This is a genomic window from Frankia sp. EI5c, assembly GCF_001636565.1.
GTDB lineage: Bacteria > Actinomycetota > Actinomycetes > Frankiales > Frankiaceae > Parafrankia.
Genome location: NZ_LRTK01000016.1, coordinates 150,705 through 167,778 on the forward strand (window position 1 = coordinate 150,705; position 17,074 = coordinate 167,778).

The 17,074-nt window shown below is 70.0% G+C and carries 15 protein-coding genes, 4 tRNA genes and 8 pseudogenes; 19 read left to right on the top strand and 8 right to left on the bottom strand.

The window, feature by feature from the left end; genetic code table 11:
* Positions 1-922 precede the first annotated feature (922 nt).
* From UG55_RS34995 to htpX, 3 genes are all read left to right on the top strand, one after another.
* Positions 923-1,287 (top strand): NAD(P)-binding domain-containing protein (locus UG55_RS34995; protein ID WP_255360458.1); only part of this gene is annotated, 365 nt, incomplete at its 3' end.
* A gap of 19 nt (positions 1,288-1,306) precedes the next feature.
* Positions 1,307-1,819, top strand: coding sequence for a DUF2520 domain-containing protein (locus UG55_RS35000; RefSeq protein ID WP_242424121.1), 513 nt, complete (start codon positions 1,307-1,309; stop codon positions 1,817-1,819).
* Positions 1,820-1,972: 153 nt separating this feature from the next.
* Positions 1,973-2,845: a zinc metalloprotease HtpX gene (htpX, locus tag UG55_RS10185; RefSeq protein ID WP_066066271.1), complete on the top strand. Its 873-nt coding sequence runs from the start codon at positions 1,973-1,975 to the stop codon at positions 2,843-2,845.
* 483 nt (positions 2,846-3,328) lie between these two features.
* On the opposite strand, the pseudogene UG55_RS10190 reads toward htpX, so the two are convergent.
* Positions 3,329-3,783: pseudogene (locus UG55_RS10190) on the bottom strand (YajQ family cyclic di-GMP-binding protein); the annotation flags it as partial.
* Between the two features lie 133 nt (positions 3,784-3,916).
* Here UG55_RS10190 and UG55_RS10195 point away from each other — a divergent pair.
* Both UG55_RS10195 and UG55_RS10205 read left to right on the top strand, forming a co-directional pair.
* Positions 3,917-4,001, top strand: a tRNA-Tyr gene (locus tag UG55_RS10195).
* 955 nt (positions 4,002-4,956) lie between these two features.
* Positions 4,957-5,259 carry a UTRA domain-containing protein gene (locus UG55_RS10205; RefSeq protein ID WP_242424105.1) on the top strand — a complete coding sequence of 101 codons (303 nt, stop codon included), beginning with the start codon at positions 4,957-4,959 and terminating at the stop codon, positions 5,257-5,259.
* A gap of 478 nt (positions 5,260-5,737) precedes the next feature.
* Here the strand turns inward: UG55_RS10205 and UG55_RS10210 are convergent, their stop codons facing one another.
* The 3 genes from UG55_RS10210 to UG55_RS10220 all read right to left on the bottom strand — a co-directional run bounded on the left by UG55_RS10210 (position 5,738) and on the right by UG55_RS10220 (position 7,276).
* The gene (locus UG55_RS10210; RefSeq protein ID WP_066066282.1) at positions 5,738-6,142 is read right to left on the bottom strand and encodes a type II toxin-antitoxin system VapC family toxin; all 405 of its coding nucleotides are present in this window, start codon (positions 6,140-6,142) and stop codon (positions 5,738-5,740) included.
* A 9-nt stretch (positions 6,143-6,151) separates the two neighbouring features.
* Positions 6,152-6,352, bottom strand: coding sequence for a hypothetical protein (locus UG55_RS10215; RefSeq protein ID WP_066066284.1), 201 nt, complete (start codon positions 6,350-6,352; stop codon positions 6,152-6,154).
* Positions 6,353-6,907: 555 nt separating this feature from the next.
* Positions 6,908-7,276, bottom strand: coding sequence for a hypothetical protein (locus UG55_RS10220; RefSeq protein ID WP_242424106.1), 369 nt, complete (start codon positions 7,274-7,276; stop codon positions 6,908-6,910).
* A 157-nt stretch (positions 7,277-7,433) separates the two neighbouring features.
* Here UG55_RS10220 and pyrE point away from each other — a divergent pair, with 157 nt between their 5' ends.
* Both pyrE and UG55_RS10230 read left to right on the top strand, forming a co-directional pair.
* Complete coding sequence (gene pyrE / locus UG55_RS10225) at positions 7,434-7,961, top strand: orotate phosphoribosyltransferase (RefSeq protein ID WP_066066291.1); 528 nt, start codon at positions 7,434-7,436, stop codon at positions 7,959-7,961.
* Positions 7,945-8,454 (top strand): gamma-glutamylcyclotransferase family protein, encoded by a 510-nt coding sequence (locus tag UG55_RS10230; RefSeq protein WP_083986627.1) that lies wholly within the window; start codon positions 7,945-7,947, stop codon positions 8,452-8,454. The genes pyrE and UG55_RS10230 overlap by 17 nt, the downstream gene beginning before the upstream one ends.
* Positions 8,455-8,485: 31 nt before the next feature.
* Here UG55_RS10230 and UG55_RS35005 read toward each other — a convergent pair whose 3' ends face one another.
* The 3 genes and pseudogenes from UG55_RS35005 to UG55_RS46940 all read right to left on the bottom strand — a co-directional run.
* The gene (locus UG55_RS35005) at positions 8,486-9,292 is read right to left on the bottom strand and encodes a hypothetical protein (RefSeq protein WP_066066294.1); all 807 of its coding nucleotides are present in this window, start codon (positions 9,290-9,292) and stop codon (positions 8,486-8,488) included.
* 178 nt (positions 9,293-9,470) lie between these two features.
* Positions 9,471-10,224: GH25 family lysozyme (locus tag UG55_RS35010; protein ID WP_304440397.1), on the bottom strand; the 754-nt coding region annotated here is incomplete at its 5' end.
* Position 10,225: 1 nt separating this feature from the next.
* Positions 10,226-11,021 (bottom strand): annotated as a pseudogene (locus UG55_RS46940) (glycoside hydrolase family 25 protein); the annotation flags it as partial.
* Between the two features lie 736 nt (positions 11,022-11,757).
* On the opposite strand from UG55_RS46940, the gene UG55_RS10245 reads away from it, so the two are divergent.
* The 5 genes and pseudogenes from UG55_RS10245 (at position 11,758) to UG55_RS10265 (ending at position 13,443) form a co-directional block, all read left to right on the top strand.
* Positions 11,758-11,830 (top strand) — tRNA-Thr (locus UG55_RS10245).
* A gap of 94 nt (positions 11,831-11,924) precedes the next feature.
* A tRNA-Met gene (locus UG55_RS10250) sits at positions 11,925-12,001 on the top strand.
* 92 nt (positions 12,002-12,093) lie between these two features.
* Positions 12,094-12,258: a 50S ribosomal protein L33 gene (rpmG, locus tag UG55_RS10255; protein ID WP_006539112.1), complete on the top strand. Its 165-nt coding sequence runs from the start codon at positions 12,094-12,096 to the stop codon at positions 12,256-12,258.
* A 303-nt stretch (positions 12,259-12,561) separates the two neighbouring features.
* Positions 12,562-12,994: pseudogene (locus UG55_RS10260) on the top strand (MaoC family dehydratase N-terminal domain-containing protein); the annotation flags it as partial.
* Between the two features lie 20 nt (positions 12,995-13,014).
* Positions 13,015-13,443: a MaoC/PaaZ C-terminal domain-containing protein gene (locus UG55_RS10265; protein ID WP_066066300.1), complete on the top strand. Its 429-nt coding sequence runs from the start codon at positions 13,015-13,017 to the stop codon at positions 13,441-13,443.
* Positions 13,444-13,632: 189 nt separating this feature from the next.
* Here the strand turns inward: UG55_RS10265 and UG55_RS10270 are convergent.
* The coding region (locus UG55_RS10270; protein ID WP_242424107.1) for a pyridoxal phosphate-dependent aminotransferase at positions 13,633-14,746 on the bottom strand (1,114 nt) is incomplete at its 5' end.
* Between the two features lie 361 nt (positions 14,747-15,107).
* Between UG55_RS10270 and UG55_RS10275 the strand changes: the two genes are divergently transcribed.
* The 7 genes and pseudogenes from UG55_RS10275 to UG55_RS35040 form a co-directional block, all read left to right on the top strand.
* A tRNA-Trp gene (locus tag UG55_RS10275) sits at positions 15,108-15,180 on the top strand.
* A gap of 32 nt (positions 15,181-15,212) precedes the next feature.
* Positions 15,213-15,476, top strand: coding sequence for a preprotein translocase subunit SecE (gene secE, locus UG55_RS10280; RefSeq protein WP_066066306.1), 264 nt, complete (start codon positions 15,213-15,215; stop codon positions 15,474-15,476).
* 221 nt (positions 15,477-15,697) lie between these two features.
* Positions 15,698-15,975, top strand: a pseudogene (locus UG55_RS35020) (transcription termination/antitermination factor NusG); the annotation flags it as partial.
* 1 nt (position 15,976) lies between these two features.
* Positions 15,977-16,477 (top strand): annotated as a pseudogene (nusG, locus tag UG55_RS35025) (transcription termination/antitermination protein NusG); the annotation flags it as partial.
* Positions 16,478-16,512: 35 nt separating this feature from the next.
* Positions 16,513-16,578: pseudogene (locus tag UG55_RS35030) on the top strand (50S ribosomal protein L11); the annotation flags it as partial.
* A 1-nt stretch (position 16,579) separates the two neighbouring features.
* Positions 16,580-16,739 (top strand): annotated as a pseudogene (locus tag UG55_RS35035) (50S ribosomal protein L11); the annotation flags it as partial.
* Between the two features lies 1 nt (position 16,740).
* A pseudogene (locus UG55_RS35040) lies at positions 16,741-16,947 on the top strand (50S ribosomal protein L11); the annotation flags it as partial.
* Positions 16,948-17,074: the final 127 nt, after the last annotated feature.

A 17,074-nucleotide genomic window follows, 5' to 3' on the forward strand; every position in this document is an offset into this window, starting at 1 on the left:
CCGTGCGTGACTGGTTGCGGTATGCGTTTTCTGGTATCGGTCGCGGCGCCGTGGAACTGGTCTGTCGAACCCCCGGCGAGGCGTGGTCGATCATGCTCCGACAGGCGTGGACTCCGGGCCGCAACACGCTGGACACCGAACGCGTGACCTCCGTGGCCGACGGGCGCGGCGGCGCTCTTCTCCACCCGCATGGTGAGCAACGTCCGACGTCACCCGCTCGCGGGACCCCCGACGGGTGTCCGCAGTCGGACACCCGGGCCGGTAGCGGGTCTGCCTCGTGCCTTGCCGGACGGCCGGACAACGGCGGGCGCGGGGCAGCGGCCCGCCGACGGCCGCCACCCTGGCCGGGGCAGGTATGCCCAGCGGAGGAAGTATTCAGCTGACCTCCGCTCCGCGATCGGCATACCGGCGTTGTCGCGGAAACGACCACGCGGCCCGGTGGTGGTATCGCGCCGGCCCTCCCAGCCGCGCGTCCACCGCCCACCCGACTGTATTCCAGGAGTGCGCCGGATACGTGCGCGGACTTCCGGCATCCGCGGACGGCTTTAGCTGGGGCCGGGTCGTGACGGGTACCCACCAATTCGGGTGGAACGACAGGGGGTGGCACCGTCGGGATGCATCCCCTGGGTACCAGCCGTGCACGGAACGCCGTAACGGCGCCGCGCGGAGATGACCCGACCACGGGGAGATGGCCGACTACGCCGGGGTGGTTGCGGTTCGACAGGGCGCAACGTGAATCACGGCGCGAGAAGAGCGGGTGGCGGTCGGCTCCGCACGCGCCGATCGGTCGCCCGTGGGAACTCGACTGTCGCCTTTGCCACTCGGCCGATTGGATTGCCGGCGGTGGCCGTGGTCGGCACGGTCACAGTGGTGTGTCGGCGTGCAGCCGGTGCGTCGACGCACAGCGGTGGGAGGACTACACATGGGCGCGGAGCGGCAGCCTGCGGGCAGCTCGGTGTCGATCATCGGGCCGGGTCGGGCCGGTATGGCGCTGGGTCGGGCACTGGAGTCCGCCGGCCACCCGGTGCGGTCGTTCCACGCGAGGTCGCCAGCCGGCCGAGACCGAGCAGCCGCGTTCTTCCCGGCGGCGGTCGCGGGAGCCACTCCGGCCGAGGCCGCCGCGCTGGCCGACGTGATCCTGCTCGCCGTGCCGGACGACCGCATAGAAGAGGTGGCGGCGCGGATCGCGCGCGGCGTCGCCCGAGTGCCCGCACCACTCGTCGCGCATCTGAGCGGGCGGCACGGGATCGGGCCCCTCGGGCCGGTGGCGGCCGTGGGCGCCCACCCNGTCGCGCTGCATCCGATCATGACCCTGACGGGTGGGCCGGGTGACGCCGGCCGGCTGGCCGGGACGACCTTCGGGGTGACCACCGCGCCGGGCGACTCCGCCGCGGAGGAAGCGGCGCGCGGCCTCGTCGCCGACCTCGGCGGCCGGGTCGCGATCATCCCGGAGGAGATGCGGGTGATCTACCACGCCTCGCTGGTGCTCGGGGGCAACTTCCTCGCGACCCTCGCGACGGCGGCCGGGCGGCTCGCCGCCACCGCGGGGGTGCCGGATCCGGCGGGCGCTCTCGGCCCGCTCCTGCGCGCGTCACTGGAGAACGCGCTGGCGCACGGCGAGCACGCGATGACCGGTCCGGTCCGGCGCGGCGACGTCGGCACCGTCAGGGCCCAGTCGGCGGAGCTGTCGCGGTTGGACGCCGACCTCGCCGACGTGTACGCCACGCTGGCCGTCCTCACCGCCGACAGCCTCCAGAGCGCCGGGCTGCTTGCTCCGGACGTCGCTGCCGCCCTGCGTTCGGCCGTCGCCCGCCGGTGAACCGGGTGCCACCCGGGCCGGGTACCGGGAGCCCGGCTGCCCGTCGGGTGCGGCGTGGCCGGGTCACCACCGGGAACACCGCGGGGAACAGGGAGTGTCAGCTCCTTCGTTGATGCAGTCGCAACGGGTCGACAGGACGGATGCGCGACAGCCATGCCTCATCGCAGTCTCAACGGGCTGAAGACGGCCCTTCTACTCGGCGTGCTCTCCGCTGTGATCGTGTGGGCCGGTTCGCTGTTCGGCAGGGGCGGGCTGGTGATCGCGGTCGTTGTCGCCCTCGCGATGAACGGCTTCTCCTACTTCTACTCGGACCGCATAGCCCTGCGGGCGATGCGCGCCTACCCGGTCAGCCAGGTACAGCAGCCCCGGCTCTACGCAATCGTCCAGGAGCTCGCGACCAGGGCGCGGATGCCGATGCCGAGGCTCTATCTGAGCCCCACGTCCTCGCCGAACGCCTTCGCCACCGGTCGGAACCCACGTAACGCCGCCGTGTGCTGCACCGAGGGAATTCTGCAGATCATGGACGACCGTGAACTGCGCGGGGTGCTGGGCCACGAGCTGAGCCATGTCTACAACCGGGACATTTTGATCGCGTCGGTCGCGGGTGCGCTGGCCGGGATCATCGTTTACATAGCGAACATGATGCAGTTCTTCGCGTTCTTTGGGGGTGGTCGGGACGAAGACGGTCCGGGCATTGTGGAGATGCTTGCCCTGATCATCGTCGGGCCGGTAGCCGCCACCATCATCCAGCTGGCGATCGGCCGGGCCCGCGAATACCAGGCCGATGACTCCGGGGCCACGCTCACCGGCGACCCGCTGGGCCTGGCCAGCGCGCTGCGCAAGCTGGAGCAGGGGACGGCGGCCCGGCCGCTGCCCGCGAACTCCCGCCTTGGCCCCGCGGCCGCGCTGATGATCGCGAATCCGTTCCGGGCAGGTGGCGTCGGTCGGCTGTTCTCGACGCACCCACCGATTGCCGAGCGAATCGCCCGGCTGGAGCAGCGGGCCCGGATGAACCCGTATCGGTAGTGGCGCGCCTGGCGGGCTCGGGCCCGCCGCCGTGACCGGGCCCGAACCCGTCGCTGGCCTGAAAGTGTCGCGGGTCGGACGCGCGGATGTCACCGCCGTCAAATTCAGGACCCGTGGAAGGCACGCCAGAGCGCTCGAATGCAGGTACGCTCAAAGCTCCCAGACAGCGGCGGAGCGTACCCCCCAGGTTCCGCCGCCCGCACCCCGCCCGAAACCCCCCATCGGGCGGGGTGCACCTTTTCGGGGTGTCTCCGAAGGTCTGTCTGGATCGTTCGTCGGCTGAATCCGTGCACGTGCCTCTTATCGTGCAGGTGCGGGTGAAATGGACATCGCCCGGGCTGGCCGTCCGGAGCGGAAAGTTGCCGGGGAAACAATCCCACCCTGCCCGAGGTGAACGTGCGTCCCCGGACCCGATCCCCGGACCCCGGGCGGGCCCGCGGATCCGGCGGTCAGCGGTAGTTGACGAACTGCAGCGGAACCTCNAAGTCCTCGGCCTTGAGGAGCTGGATGACACGCTGCAGGTCGTCCCGCTTCTTGCCGGTCACCCGGAGCTGGTCACCCTGGATCTGCGCCTGGACCCCCTTGGGCCCGTCCGCGCGGATCTTCTTCGCGATCGCCTTGGCCTTGTCGTCCGCGATGCCCTGCTGCACGGTGACGGTCAGCCGGAACTCCTTGCCCGACTGCCGCGGCTCGTCGTACTCCAACGACTTGAGCGAGATGCCGCGCTTCACACACTTCTCCTGGAGCACGTCCAGGACAGCCTTGACCCGCTCCTCGCTGTTGGCCTGCAGCAGGATCGCCTCCCCGGACAGCGCCGCGGACGCGCCGGTGTCGCGGAAGTCGAACCGGGTCTTGATCTCCTTCGCCGTCTGGTTGACGGCGTTGTCGATCTCCTGGGTGTCGACCTTGCTGACGATGTCGAAGGACGGATCTGCCACGGGTGNGGACCTCCTGGATCGAGTCGTTGGATGCGGGCGGCGGGCCGGTGCGACAGGGGAGGGCCGCCGGCCCGGATGTCTGGGGGACCCTCCTGTCAGCCTGCTTCCAGCAACCGGTATGCTTGCCGAGTACGGCAGGTTGCCCGAGCGGCCAAAGGGAGCGGTCTGTAAAACCGTCGGCTCAGCCTACGATGGTTCGAATCCATCACCTGCCACCACCCCGGCGAAGCCGGGGAACATGCTGCGACGCAGGCCCTGGAGAGAGCTCCGGGGCCTGTTCCATGTTCCCGGCCACTCCCGCCTGATCGTGGTCGTCCCCGGCTGATCGTGGACAATGCGTGGACACGCTCACCGGCCCCCATCGGCCGCGAGAGCGGCATCGATCCGCTTGCGGGCCGCCACATCGTCACCATCGACGCACTTCGCGTAGACGCGCAGCAGCACCGCGACACTGTGACCAGCCCACTCCGCGACCTCCGTCAGGAGCGAACCCGAACTCTTCGATGTGCTCCCGAAGGATCGTGACCAGAAGAGGACAGGCAGGAACCGGCCGCGTGTCGCCCAGGGCCCGATGCTTGAGCTGGCGGGCGGGAGTGACTCGGTGCCGCCCGCCGGGGCGTCGAGCCAACCGGAGCTGGTGAACGGCCGCGATGTCCCCAGGCGGAGCACCCCCACTGATCGACAGCGTCCGGCGCGGGGAGCTCCACCGTGTCCTCACCGAGTGCGTTGCTCTCGCCAGGCCGCAACCCCGCGTAGTAGGCCGTGGCGTAGTAGGCCACCAGGCGCCGGCCCGTCTCNCCCCGACGGCGAACCGCGGCGAGTAGGGCGCGTGCCTGCCCGTGTTTGCACACCACCCGCCGGTCGACCTGCTCCACCTGCTTCGGGGGAGTCCACTTCAGCCCTATGAGCGGGTTGGCCTCCAGGTCCCTGCGCTCAACCGCGTAGTCCAGGGCGCCGAAGAACACAGCCCGCTTCCGCGCGATCGTGTTCGCGTCGGCCGGCTTGCCATCCAGCTTCCTGGTGAGACGGTCCAGAGCGGCGCGGGCGACCTGAGCGTCCGCCAGGTCGGATACCGGCCGTGTGTGGCCCTCCAGCCAGGCGAGGACCCCCGCCAGGTGCGTGCTCTTGGGTTCGGCTGTCGGTGCCATTCGGCAGCGCTGCGCCGGTCCGTGGTTGGCGCGGCGGGAACCGGCAGCACTCACTGCGGGAACGCCAATCGAGTTGCCGGCGGGCGGCGCCGCGGTAGGGGTTGTCGCCCGCTTCGACCTGATTGGTCAACGCATCGACTCGGTCGAGGAAGAAATTGAGTCCCGTCCCCCGACGGTGGAGGAGGTGGGCGTACTGGAACTGCCGCCGGGCGTCTCGGTTCTGACGATGAAACGCACCTACCGGGTGAAGGAAAAGCCAGTGGAGCCTGCCGACATCGTCATGGCGGGTCACCGGTCTGTTCTTAGCTACCGGCTAGCCGTGACGTGAACCAGCGGTCGGGCTGGCAACCCCGACCTGTCGCGCACCCTGACACTCGAAAAATTCCGGGACGAAGCGGGTCATTTCGTGTCGCGGTCGCGCCAGCCTGGCCGGACTNGCAGACGAGGGCGCGTCTTCGAGCACATAATTCCTGCCATGGGATTTCAAGATGAAATATTTTTCCACGCTGGCACCATCGGGCCTAGCGCAAAAACTCTGGCGAACGACGCGCATAAGGTACTCGAAAGTGTGCAGGGCTCCAATCTCGATGATCGGGGCAAGATACTGCATGGATTGGCTCTAAGTATGCTTTCGATTGCATCAAGCTTGACAAATATCGAAGACCTTGAAGGAATTGCCAAAGGGCTGGGCTACAACCCCTAGCGAGGAAAATGAGGGTGTGACTATCTGGCTATATGTGGAACTCCCCGTCGTGTGGAGTCGCACCAAAACTGGTTCACGCGACCATCCGCAGAGCGCGGGAGAGTTAATCGATACCAAGGAGGCGAAGGCCATGGTGAGCCTGGAAGTCCTCGTAGTCCTTGATGTTGAGGGTGGCCAGCGGGAGATCGTAGGTGAGGGCGCAGGCCGCGATCCACATGTCGTTGATCGGCCGCGGGCGCCCGCGCTGGACACCCGCAGCCGACAGGCGTCCCCAGGTTCCGGCGACGACCTCATCACCGGGCAGCACTGCGATGCCGGAGAGCCAGTCGGCGAGTTCCTGGCGGCTGCGGGTGCCCCAGTGGCGGATCTCGGTCCACTTGGCCAACTCGCCATAGGTCACGAAAGTGATCAGTGGCCGGCGGCCGATGAGCCGGGTGGCCAGCGGCCCCGGAAGCCTGCGCTTGTGGGAGAGTGAGGCGACATCGGTGTCGAGGATGACGGGCTGCATGATGGCGACTCAGGCGACGTCACGGTGCCGCTCGGCGCGAGTGAAGGCCAGGAACTCCTCCAGCTCCTCATCCGATTCGAAGGTGTCGGCAGCCAGGTCATCCAGGGAGCGGATCGGCTGAGTGTTTTTCGCTGCAAGCAGCACCTCGACCGACAGGTGAGGCCTTGGTAGCAGGTAAGGGGCGTGGTCCGGGGTGGAGGGGCCGCTCATGAAGACCTCCCGAGGCAGGGGCGATGCTGGAGTCCAGAGTACGGACGAACGATGGCCTCGCCGGGCCGTCCCGTATCCCCAGGCACTTGCTGGCATGTTCCGGCGTCCGTCGGACAACCCTGCGTTTGCGTCCGCCGGACGCTCCTGCGTGCAGAACGACGTTCAAGGGACGGTGGCGGGCCATGACGCATCCCGCTGACCTCCCGTATCCGGTACCGGAACCGCACGAGTGGGCAGACGCCCCGACGCCGAGACGGCACGCGCCTTCGACGAGGCCATGGCCGATGCCGCCGCTGGCCGGTGGGTGATCTGCGCCTCCGACGAGGCTCTTGATGNGCTACTGGCGGAACTGGTCGCCGAACCTGCGGGCCGCGCCAGCAACGCGAAACGGCCGGCACCTCTCGCAGACACCGGCCGTTCGTGTGAAGAGCTACGCCCCGGACCCCGGCCCTCTCTCTGGAGGAGTGGGGAACATCTGTTCGGTAGCGATGCCCTTGCATGACCGAGAGAACCCGAGGTGGGGCGGGGCCTGCCCGACCGACGGAGGAGACCAGCTCAGCCCAGAGTCTCGGGATGCGTCCCGGGCAGGAGATCGCGCCGGGTCAGCGTCAGACGGCCTGCCGGAATTGGATGGGGAAGGTAGACATATCCGTTCGGCGACTCTTCCAGATCGTCGAAGGAGGTGCCGTCGACCTCCCACACATCGACAGGGCCACCGGTGTTATTGAGGCGGACGAACCAGTCCGCCTCAAACTCGTCCCGGCAGAGGAATACCCCGGCAACCTCTGGCCCGCGACTGCCGGCGATGCCGCGGGCACTGCCCATCCGCGACCAATCAAGCCCGTGCGTCGACACCGACTTGCGATTGGCAGTCGAGGTCACGTGAAAAAAGTGCATGCCGCCATGATGGCGGTTCGAATCCATCACCTGCCACCACCCCGGCGAAGCCGGGGAACATGCTGCGACGCAGGCCCCGGAGTGATCTCCGGGGCCTGCGTCATGTCCGCGGGGCGGACCCGCCTGCCTTCCTGGTGCCGCGACCCGCCACCGGCCCGTTCGGGCGGTCCGTAGAGTCGCCGATGTGGCCGACATCGACGCACTCGCCGTCCGGGTCCGGGCGGCGTCCCATCTGACCGGTACTTTCGTCCTGCGGTCGGGCCGTACGAGTACGGAGTACTTCGACAAGTACCTGTTCGAGGCGGAGCCCGCCCTGCTCGCCGACATAGTCGCCGCGATGGCCGAGCAGCTCCCCGCCGGCACCGACCTTCTCGCCGGGCTGGAGCTGGGCGGCGTTCCGCTGGCGACCCTGCTCTCCGCGCGCACCGGGCTTCCGGCCCGATTCGTCCGGAAGAAGGCCAAGGAGTACGGCACCCGGCGCGTGGCCGAGGGCGGGGAGGTGGCGGGCCGGCGGATCGTGCTGGTCGAGGACGTCGTGACCAGCGGCGGCGCCGTGCTGGACGCGACTCGGGTCCTGCGCGCGCAGGGTGCGGTCGTCGAGGACGTCCTGTGCGTGATCGATCGGCAGGAGGGTGGCCGGGAGCGGCTGGCCGAGCTGGGTCTGACGCTGCGTCCGGTACTCACCCGGGCCGACCTTGACACGGCGGGCTGACGGGGCCGGCCGGGAACCCGGCACCGGCACTGGCACCGGCTGCGGATCCCGGGCCGGTGGGGCGGGCGCGCCGCCGCTGTTCGTCTACGGAACCCTGCGGTTCCCCGAGGTTGTGGAGACCCTGCTCTCGCGGCGCCCGGCCACGACCTCGGCGGCGGTCGCCGGTTGGCGGGCGGCCGCCCTACGGGGCCGCAGCTACCCGGGGCTGGTCCCCGCCCAGCGTGACGTCGCCTGCGCGGGTAGCTGCCTGCACGACCTCACCGGGGCCGAACGGGAGCTGCTCGACCTGTTCGAGGGCGCACACTACGAGGCGCGGGAGATCCCACTGGTGGGTGGCGGTCACGCGGTCGCCTACCTGTGGCGAGGGCTCCCTGATCCGCAGGTGCTCCCGGCGGACTGGGACCCGGCCCGCTTCGCGGCCGAGCATCTCGCCGACTTCGTTCGGCAATGCCGGGAATGGCGCGCTCAGGTCGTGCCGGGGCCGCCGCGGTGACAGGTCCGCGGCGGCCCCGGCGGTCATGGGGTCATCGTCCTGTTGGTGCAGTGCCCTCGCCGCCCGGGTAACCGGTGTCCCCGCCGGGATCCCGGTAGCCGGCGCTCGGCGGAGCGCTGTCCCGGTAGCCGCTGTCCCGGTAGCCGGCGTCCCCGGGGCCGCTCTCCTGGTAGCCGGGGTCGCCACCGCGGTCCGCTCCGGCCCGGTAGCCGGAGTCGCCCCGGTACCCGCCTTCGGCGCCGGTCTGGCGTGCCTGGCCCGCCGAACCCGAGCCCGCGGTGGGTTCGAAGAAGTCGGGGCCGCCGGCATCCGCACCGCCGCGGGTGCCGCCGCCGGCGAGGGCGCCGGTGCGGGCGCGGGCCGAGGCCGGACGCGCCGCGCCGGGGCGGTCGCTCGGGTAGGGCTCGACGCCGGCACTCGCCCGGACCCTGGTCGGATAGGTGGCCAGCGCGTAGATCACCAGGATGTCGATCGCGATGATGATCACGGACCAGACGGGGAAGGCCGCGAGGAAGGCCAGCTGGCCGATCGCGTTCAGCGCGGCGACGACGATACCGACCCACCGGGCCAGTTCGTTTCCGGCCGCGATCCCGAACGCGATGCCCATCTCGATGATGCCGACCGCGATCCAGAGCCAGCCCCAGAAGGTGGTGTTGGCGTAGATCACCGCATCGCCGCTGGTGGTGGTGGTGAGGTTGTTGACGACCACGACGTAGTCGCGGAGGGCCGCGATGCCGTAGATGAGGTTGTGGAAACCGACTATGAACATGATGACGGCCGCGAAGATCAGCCAGCCGTCCGGGGTGCTTCTGGTGCGTGCCTGCCGCAGGTCTGCCATCTGATCCTCCCGGCTGCGGCGCTGCTGCCTGTATCCAAGCGGACACACTCCGCCGCACTCGGGGTCAGATACCCAGCGTCAGGGCTCGTCACTCCCGTCTTCTGAAGCCGCGCTGTCCGCCGGCGCCGCGCCGCCGCTGGCACCCGGCGCCGGCGGCCGGGAGGCGGTTCCCGCCGGCTCAGGGAACCAGGGCCGGGGGAAGCTGCTCGACGGAGTTGGTCGCCGCGGTCCAGCGCAGTCTGCCGAACTGGAAGGTGCTCTCCCGGCCGCCCGGCACCGAGTACTCGTCCGTCAGGGGCAGCCCCAGGGGCGACGCGGAACCGCCCAGCTCCAGGTATCGGCGCAGGATCTGGCCGTGCACCTCGTGCGCGCCGGTCGTCGGGTGCCAGTAGATCCAGCCCCCCTGGAACATCGCCTGATGGGCCCCGGGCGCCGAGGCCCACTCCACGTCGCTCAGCGGCCGCTTCAGGAAGCTGTTGCTGCCACCCAGCGCCAGGTACTTCCTGGCCACCTCACCGTGCAGCGCACGTGATCCGGTCTCGACGGACCAGAAGAGCAGGCCGTTGCTGAACGGCCGCCAGCGCCCGCCGCCACCGGCCGCGACCTCCAGGCCGGTCGGGGTTCCCAGCGCGAGCTGCATGAGGCCGGCGGTGGCGAACCGCTTGTCGATCTCGGACTGCAACCCGTCGCCGAGGCCGACGAGGGCGGACGCCGAGCAGCACACGACGTTCATGTCGACGCTCCCGATGATGCCGGGTACCACGCCCGTCGAGGTGTACTGCCACAGCGCCCAGCCGGGCCAGCCGCCCGGCAGCCAGCCGGGTGTGGCCTCCTTGTTGTAGATCGCGAACCAGAAGGGGTAGCGGGCGAAGGCTTTCGTGTCCGCCATCTGGTTCGTCCAGAAGGAGCGGTAGGTGTAAAGGATGGGCGCCNGGCCCGTCTGGGTCTCGACCTCCTCCAGGAACGCCCGGGCCCAGGCCGCGAGGGCCACCGGGTCGAGGCCGCCGGTCGTCTCGAGATCGAGGACGGGCGCGAGATGCCCTGCCGTGCGGGTCAGGCCGCTGACGGCGAGGAAGTGCCGGGCCTGGTCGACAGCGGTGGAGATCGGGGCCGCCGGGCGCGCGTAGTGGTAGGCCCCCACGGTGAGGCCGGCCTTCTGGGCGGCGTCGCGGTCAGCGACGAAATGCGGGTTCGTGTAGTTGGTGCCCTCGGTGGCCTTCACGATCGCGAAACTCACCCCCGAGGCCTTGACCGCGTTCCAGTCGATCGGGGCCGATCCCGGATGTTGCCAGGAGGCGATGTCGATGCCCTTCGGCCAGGCGGGGGACGGCTGCGCCATCGGGACGGGTGCCGGCGCCGGTTCCGCTGGCTGGCCGGAGTCCGGTGCCGCACCGGCATCCGCGGCCGGGGGAGGGACGACCACCGCGATCGGCGCCCCCGGGTCGGCCAGCGCGGGCGGGGTGGCCTGGTCGGACGGGGTGGCCTGGTCGGACGGAGCAGGCTGCGCGGAAGCGCCGGAGGCCGCGGCCGGTTGGGTGGCCGCGGCCGAGTCCGTCGGTACCGCGGGGGCGGTTGGTGCGGGCAGGGTCGTCGCCGCTGGCAGGGGCACAGCCTGCGCAGTCGTCGCGGACAGGGCGACCGCGGTCACGGCGACTGTCGCCGCTCCGAGTACGCGGGTCGAGAAGCGGGTTGCGTTGCGCCGCCGCCAGGCCGCCCCCGAGCGCTCGATCTCGCTCGGGTCGATCTCGCTCGGGTCGAGGTTCGTCCGGTCGATGTCCGTCGGGGGCTTCTCGGCCCGTTCGCTCCCGGTCCGGTCGACCTCCGCCTGCTGGCGGTACGGCAGGCATGCCCCGTCAGGGGCGGCCTGCGGGGGCCGGGTCCCCGCGGCCTGGTCCCGGTGCTCCGGGCCGTTCTGGAAGGCCGCGAGCAGCGTGGCGAAGGAGGTTCCCGGCGGGAGCGACGTGCCGGCTGGGACGGGTAGTCCGTTCGGCGAGGGCGGTTGCGGGGCCGCTGGCTGGCCCAGCCGCGGTCCACGGGCAACGATGGACGCCGCATCCGTGGGTAGAGGGTCTCGGGAGTGACTGTGGGTGAGCGGCATGAGCAGACCTCGATGCTGGGCGGCGCGGCGGCGGCTGCAGTGGCGTCCTTAAGGGCGCGCATCCGGTGAGCCGCGCCACACGCTAGGCACTCATGCGATTACTTACAGCTATCGACGCGGGAGGCGTGTCGGGTTCGCTGTCGCGGGCGCCCGGGTCCGTAACCGTCTCGTGAGTTTCGATCCGGTCTGGTCCGTCGTGGTGACAGCGGTACCTCGCGTACCGATCTGTCCNCGGCGGGCCCCGGGGCGCGCGGCCGTCGGCGGGGGGCTCGCCGGGGAGGCGGGGCGGCCGGCGTCACACGACAAATTGATGGAGGGTGCCCGTCACGGAGTGGCCGGAGTCGTGTATGGTGAGCACCGCGAACGCGCCCCTTTAGCTCAGTCGGCAGAGCGTCTCCATGGTAAGGAGAAGGTCTACGGTTCGATTCCGTAAAGGGGCTCAGGCGGTCCGGTGCCGGGCGGGATCGTGATCGGCAGTGGGTGGTACGTCCGCTTATACTGTCTTCGGATCCTCGCTCGCCGGTGATCCGTCATGGCGGTGTAGCTCNGTCTGGCAGAGCAAGCGGCTCATAATCGCTGTGTCGCCGGTTCAAGTCCGGCCACCGCTACCATCGGGTCGTGGCGCACCGTTTCACCCTCAGGGGTCTGGTGAGTCGCGGCCCCTTGGCTTGTAAGCATTCGAGACAGGAAGAGGCATCTCGCCGTGGCTGCCACCGACGTTCGTCCGAAGATCACAATGGCGTGTCAGGTGTGCAAGCACCGCAACTACATCACGCGCAAGAACCGGCGGAACGACCCCGACCGTCTTGAGCTGCGCAAGTTCTGCCCGAACTGCCGCACGCACACGGAGCACCGCGAGACCCGCTGAGCTCCGGTTCCCTCCTCCTCGCGGCGGAGGCAGGCACGCTGCCCAGGGCTGTTCCAGTCCGGGTGGGCGGTGCCGTCGCCGGCCAGGGGGTGATCGACGTATGCCGGGCGGGTCCGAAATCACTCGGACCCGCCCGGTTTCGTTGTTTCTTCGATCATCTGATCGGGCAGACCGGGCCACCGCCACCGCGATCCCGGTAGGGTCCTGAACCGGTCCGATCCGGCCGCGGAGCCGGATCCGAGGCCGTCGAGATCGGACCCTGTCGAGATCGGAGCGTGCGTTGCCGCTGAACCAGGACTTCGNCGGACGTAGCTACGTCTCCGACACGCCGTTCCAGGTGGGCAGAGAGCACATCCGCCAGTTCGCGCGCGCGATCGGCGACGGCAATCCCCTGTATCTCGACCAGGAGGCGGCGAAGGCCGCGGGCTACCCGGACCTGCTCGCACCGCCGACCTTCCTCGTCACGGCGATCCCGGGTGAACTTGGGCTGCCGACGGACGATCCGGCCCTGGGGCTGGACTACGCGCTCGTCGTCCACGGCGAGCAGCGGTTCACCCTGCACCGCCCGGTCGTGGCGGGCGACGAGCTGGTCGTGCGGTCGACGCTGGCCTCCATCCGCTCCGTCGGGCGCAACGAGGTGCTGGTGACGACCTACGAGTTCACGACGACGAGTGGCGAGCTGGTGGCCGAGGGCACGTGCAGTCTGGTGTCCCGCGGCACTGCGCCGCCCCGGTGACCGACTGATCGGAGCTGTAGATGCCCCCTGCCGTCACCTACGACGAGGTCGAGGTAGGCACCGAGATCGGCGACCGGGTCTTCACCCTGCGGCGGGCCGATCTGGTGCGTTATGCCGGCGCGTCCGGCGATTTCAATCCGATCCACTGGAGCGAGCGGGCCGCGCGTGAGGCGGAGCTGCCCGGCGTGCTCGCGCACGGCATGCTCACGATGGCGACGGCCGGGCGCCTGGTGACCGACTGGGTCGGTGACCCGGCCGCGGTCCTCGAATACGGTGTGAAGTTTTCCTCACCGGTTGTGGTGCCCGATGGGGACGAAGGTGCCGAAGTCTCCGTCCGCGGCGTGGTGGAGAAGAAGCTGGACGGCGGCCGGGTCGTGGTGAACCTCACGGTGCGCCATGAGGGAGCGAAGGCACTCATGGCCGCCCGCGCGACCGTGCAGCTCGCCTGAGGCCGGCGCCCGCCTGACCGCCGGTCGCCTGACCGCCGGTCCCGCGGGTCCCACGAACGCGGACGGGCCCCGCGGCGGACGGCCGCGGGGCCCGGGTCGACGTGGTGGTTAGACGTGGTGGTTAGCAGGTGCTGTTACTCGTGCAACCTGGGTTCTCGTGCAGCCTGGGTTCTCAGGCGGCTTCGGTTCTCAGGCGGCTTCGGCCAGCAGGGCGGCGAGCCGGCGGACGCCCTCGACGAGGTCGGTGTCGCCGAGCGCGTACGACAGGCGTGCGAACCGCGGGGTCCCGAACGCCTCGCCGGGGACGATCGCGACCCCGGCCTCCTCCAGGATCAGCTGGCAGAGGTCAGCGGATGTGGCGGGCGTGCGTCCGCGCAGGGTGCGACCGATCACGCCCTCGAGCGATGGGTAGGCGTAGAAGGCGCCGTCCGGCAGCGGGCACTGCACCCCGGGGATCTGGACGAGCATCTCGTGCATGGTCCTGCGCCGGCGGTCGAAGGCGGAGCGCATCTCGTAGACGGCGTCGAGCGGGCCCGCGACGGCCGCGAGCGCCGCGGCCTGGGCCACGTTGCAGACGTTCGAGGTCGCGTGGGACTGCAGGTTGGTGGCCGCCTTGATGACATCGAGCGGGGCGATCAGCCAGCCGACCCGCCAGCCCGTCATGGCGTAGGTCTTCGCCACGCCGTTGACGACGATCCACCGGTCGGCCAGCTCCGGGGCCTCGACGGGCATCGAGGAGAACCGGGCGTCGCCGTAGACCAGGTGCTCGTAGATCTCGTCGCTGATGACCCAGACGCCGGCCTCGGCGGCCCAGCGGCCGATGGCGCGCACCTCGTCCGGGGTGTGCACCGCGCCGGTCGGGTTGGAGGGGGAGCAGAAGAGGAGAACCTTGGTACGGGGGGTCCGGGCGGCCTCGAGCTGCTCGACGGTCACGCGGTATCCGGCCTCGGGCCCGGTGACGACGTCGACGGGAACGCCGCCGGCGAGGCGGATCGCCTCGGGGTAGGTCGTCCAGTACGGCGCCGGCAGCAGAACCTCGTCGCCCGGGTCGAGCAGGGTCGCGAACGCCTGGTAGACGGCCTGCTTGCCGCCGTTGGTGATGAGGACCTGGCTCGGTTCGACGACCAGGCCGGAGTCCCGCCTCGTCTTCTCCGCGACGGCCTCCCGCAGGTCCGGCAGGCCCGCGGCCGGGGTGTAGCGGTGCATGCTCGGCTCGCGGCACGCCTTCTCCGCGGCGGCGACGATGTGCTCGGGCGTGGGGAAATCGGGCTCGCCTGCACCGAAGCCGATCACGTCCCTGCCCNCGGCGCGCATCGCCTTGGCGGTCGCGTCGACGGCTAGAGTCGCGGATGGCGCGATGCCCGCGATGCGGTGGGAGATCCTGCTCATGGCAGCCATGCTGCCACGGGAGCGCGGTCTCGGGCTGGCCNGTCCGGCCCCTCCTGGGGCGACCTGCGGACGTCGGGGAGCACCGTGCGGCCAGCTTCCCGGCGATGAAGGGGTATGCTCGATCCGCTCGGTCTGTCGGCCCCGCTTGCCGGCCTACCTCCAGGGAAACGAGCCTTCTGAGAGGATCGACGCGCAGGACGCGCGGAGACCTCCGGGGGGAGTCGGCCCGGAGGGAATCTCGGCGGCGGATTCTGTCGGAAGTCCGAGTACGTCTAAGGGGCGTGGCTCAATTGGTAGAGCACCGGTCTCCAAAACCGGCGGTTGCAGGTTCGAGTCCTGTCGCCCCTGCGTTGGACCGACGAACGAGNGGGTGGAGCTGAGTGGCGACCGATACGCGTGACGCGGCACCGCGGGCCGGCCGGTCCGCCCGGGCCGATCGCCGTCGGTCGCCGTTCTCGATTGTCCGCAGGATTCGTCAGTTCGTCCGCGAGGTCATCGCGGAGCTTCGCAAGGTCGTCTACCCGGGCAGGAGCGAGCTGATCACCTACGTGATCGTCGTGCTCGTCTTCGTCACGGTGATGACGGCCTTCGTGGCTACCCTCGACTTCGGCCTGACGAAAGCGGTCATCGCGGTCTTCGGCTGACGCCGGAGCCGCCGCGGGCTGAGGCCGAGCCGGCTGACTGTCGGCGCGGTCAGGCGCCTGGTCCGGGTCCCGGTTCGTCCGGTCGTCCCGCGCGCGGGACGATGCCTCCCAGGGGCGCGAGCCGCGGGTGGGTCCGGTTACCCGCGGGCCCGCTCGGCGGGCGACGGCCGCCAGCGAGAAAACCACCCACAGTGCACCTCCACGAGAGAAGGTTCGGCCGCGTGTCCCAGTCTCCCGATCACGCCTCTTCCGAGCAGGGGGAGGCCCTCGGCCGTCTCGACCCCGTCGCGGCGTTCGAGCGTGACGAGGTCGCGAGCACGGATGCCGCGGCAGCACCTGAGCTCGACGACGCCGAGTCCGTGAACCAGGCGGACGCCGCCACGCCGCCGCCGGCCGAGCCGCCCGCGGCCGCCGAGCCGGAGGCGGACGACGACGCGGACGACCTGCTCCGCGCGTTGGAGGAGGCCCCCGGCGAGTGGTACGTCGTGCACTCCTACGCNGGTTACGAGAACAAGGTGAAGGCCAACCTCGAGACCCGGATCTCCAGCCTCAACATGGAGGACTACATCTTCCAGATCGAGGTGCCCACCGAGGAGGTCCCGGTCGTCAAGAACGGCAAGCGCCAGCTCGTCCAGCAGAAGAAGTATCCCGGCTACATCTACGTCCGGATGGACCTCACGGACCAGTCCTGGTCGGCAGTCCGGAACACGCCGGGAGTGACCGGGTTCGTCGGCCTCACGAACCGCCCGTCGCCGCTGCGCCGCGAAGAGGTGGTCGCCATCCTCGCGCCGGCCGCGCCGAAGGAGAAGAAGGTCGAGACGGTCAAGGCCCAGGAGTTCGAGGTCGGGGAGTCCGTCACCGTGATGGACGGCCCGTTCGCCACGCTGCCGGCCACCATCAGCGAGATCAACCTCGACGCGCAGCGCCTGAAGGTGCTGGTCTCCATCTTCGGTCGGGAGACCCCGGTCGAGCTCCAGTTCAACCAGGTCGCGAAGATCTGATCCGCTCCGTAGAACCCCGGTAGGAAGACGAGCAGATGCCTCCCAAGAAGAAGAAGATCACTGCGCTGATCAAGCTCCAGATCAACGCCGGTAAGGCGACCNCGGCGCCGCCGGTCGGCCCCGCGCTGGGCCAGCACGGCGTGAACATCATGGAGTTCTGCAAGCAGTACAACGCGGCCACCGAGTCGCAGGCCGGCAACGTCGTGCCGGTCGAGATCACGGTGTACGACGACCGCTCGTTCACCTTCGTCACCAAGACACCNCCGGCCGCGCGGCTGATCCTCAAGGCCGCCGGGGTCGACAAGGGCAGCGGCACCCCGCACCGCATCAAGGTGGCGAAGCTGACCCAGGCGCAGGTGCGCGAGATCGCTCAGACGAAGCTCCCGGACCTCAACGCGAACAGCATCGAGGCCGCGGAGAAGATCATCGCGGGCACGGCCCGGTCGATGGGTATCACCGTCGGCGAGTAGGTCCGTCCAAGGATCAAGGCCGCCCACGGCACACCGTGGGCATGGTGGCCGCGGCGAGACAGCCGCGGCCAGGTATGTGGGAGGGCCTGTCACCGGGCCCGGGCCGGGGGACCCCGGAGCCGGCGTC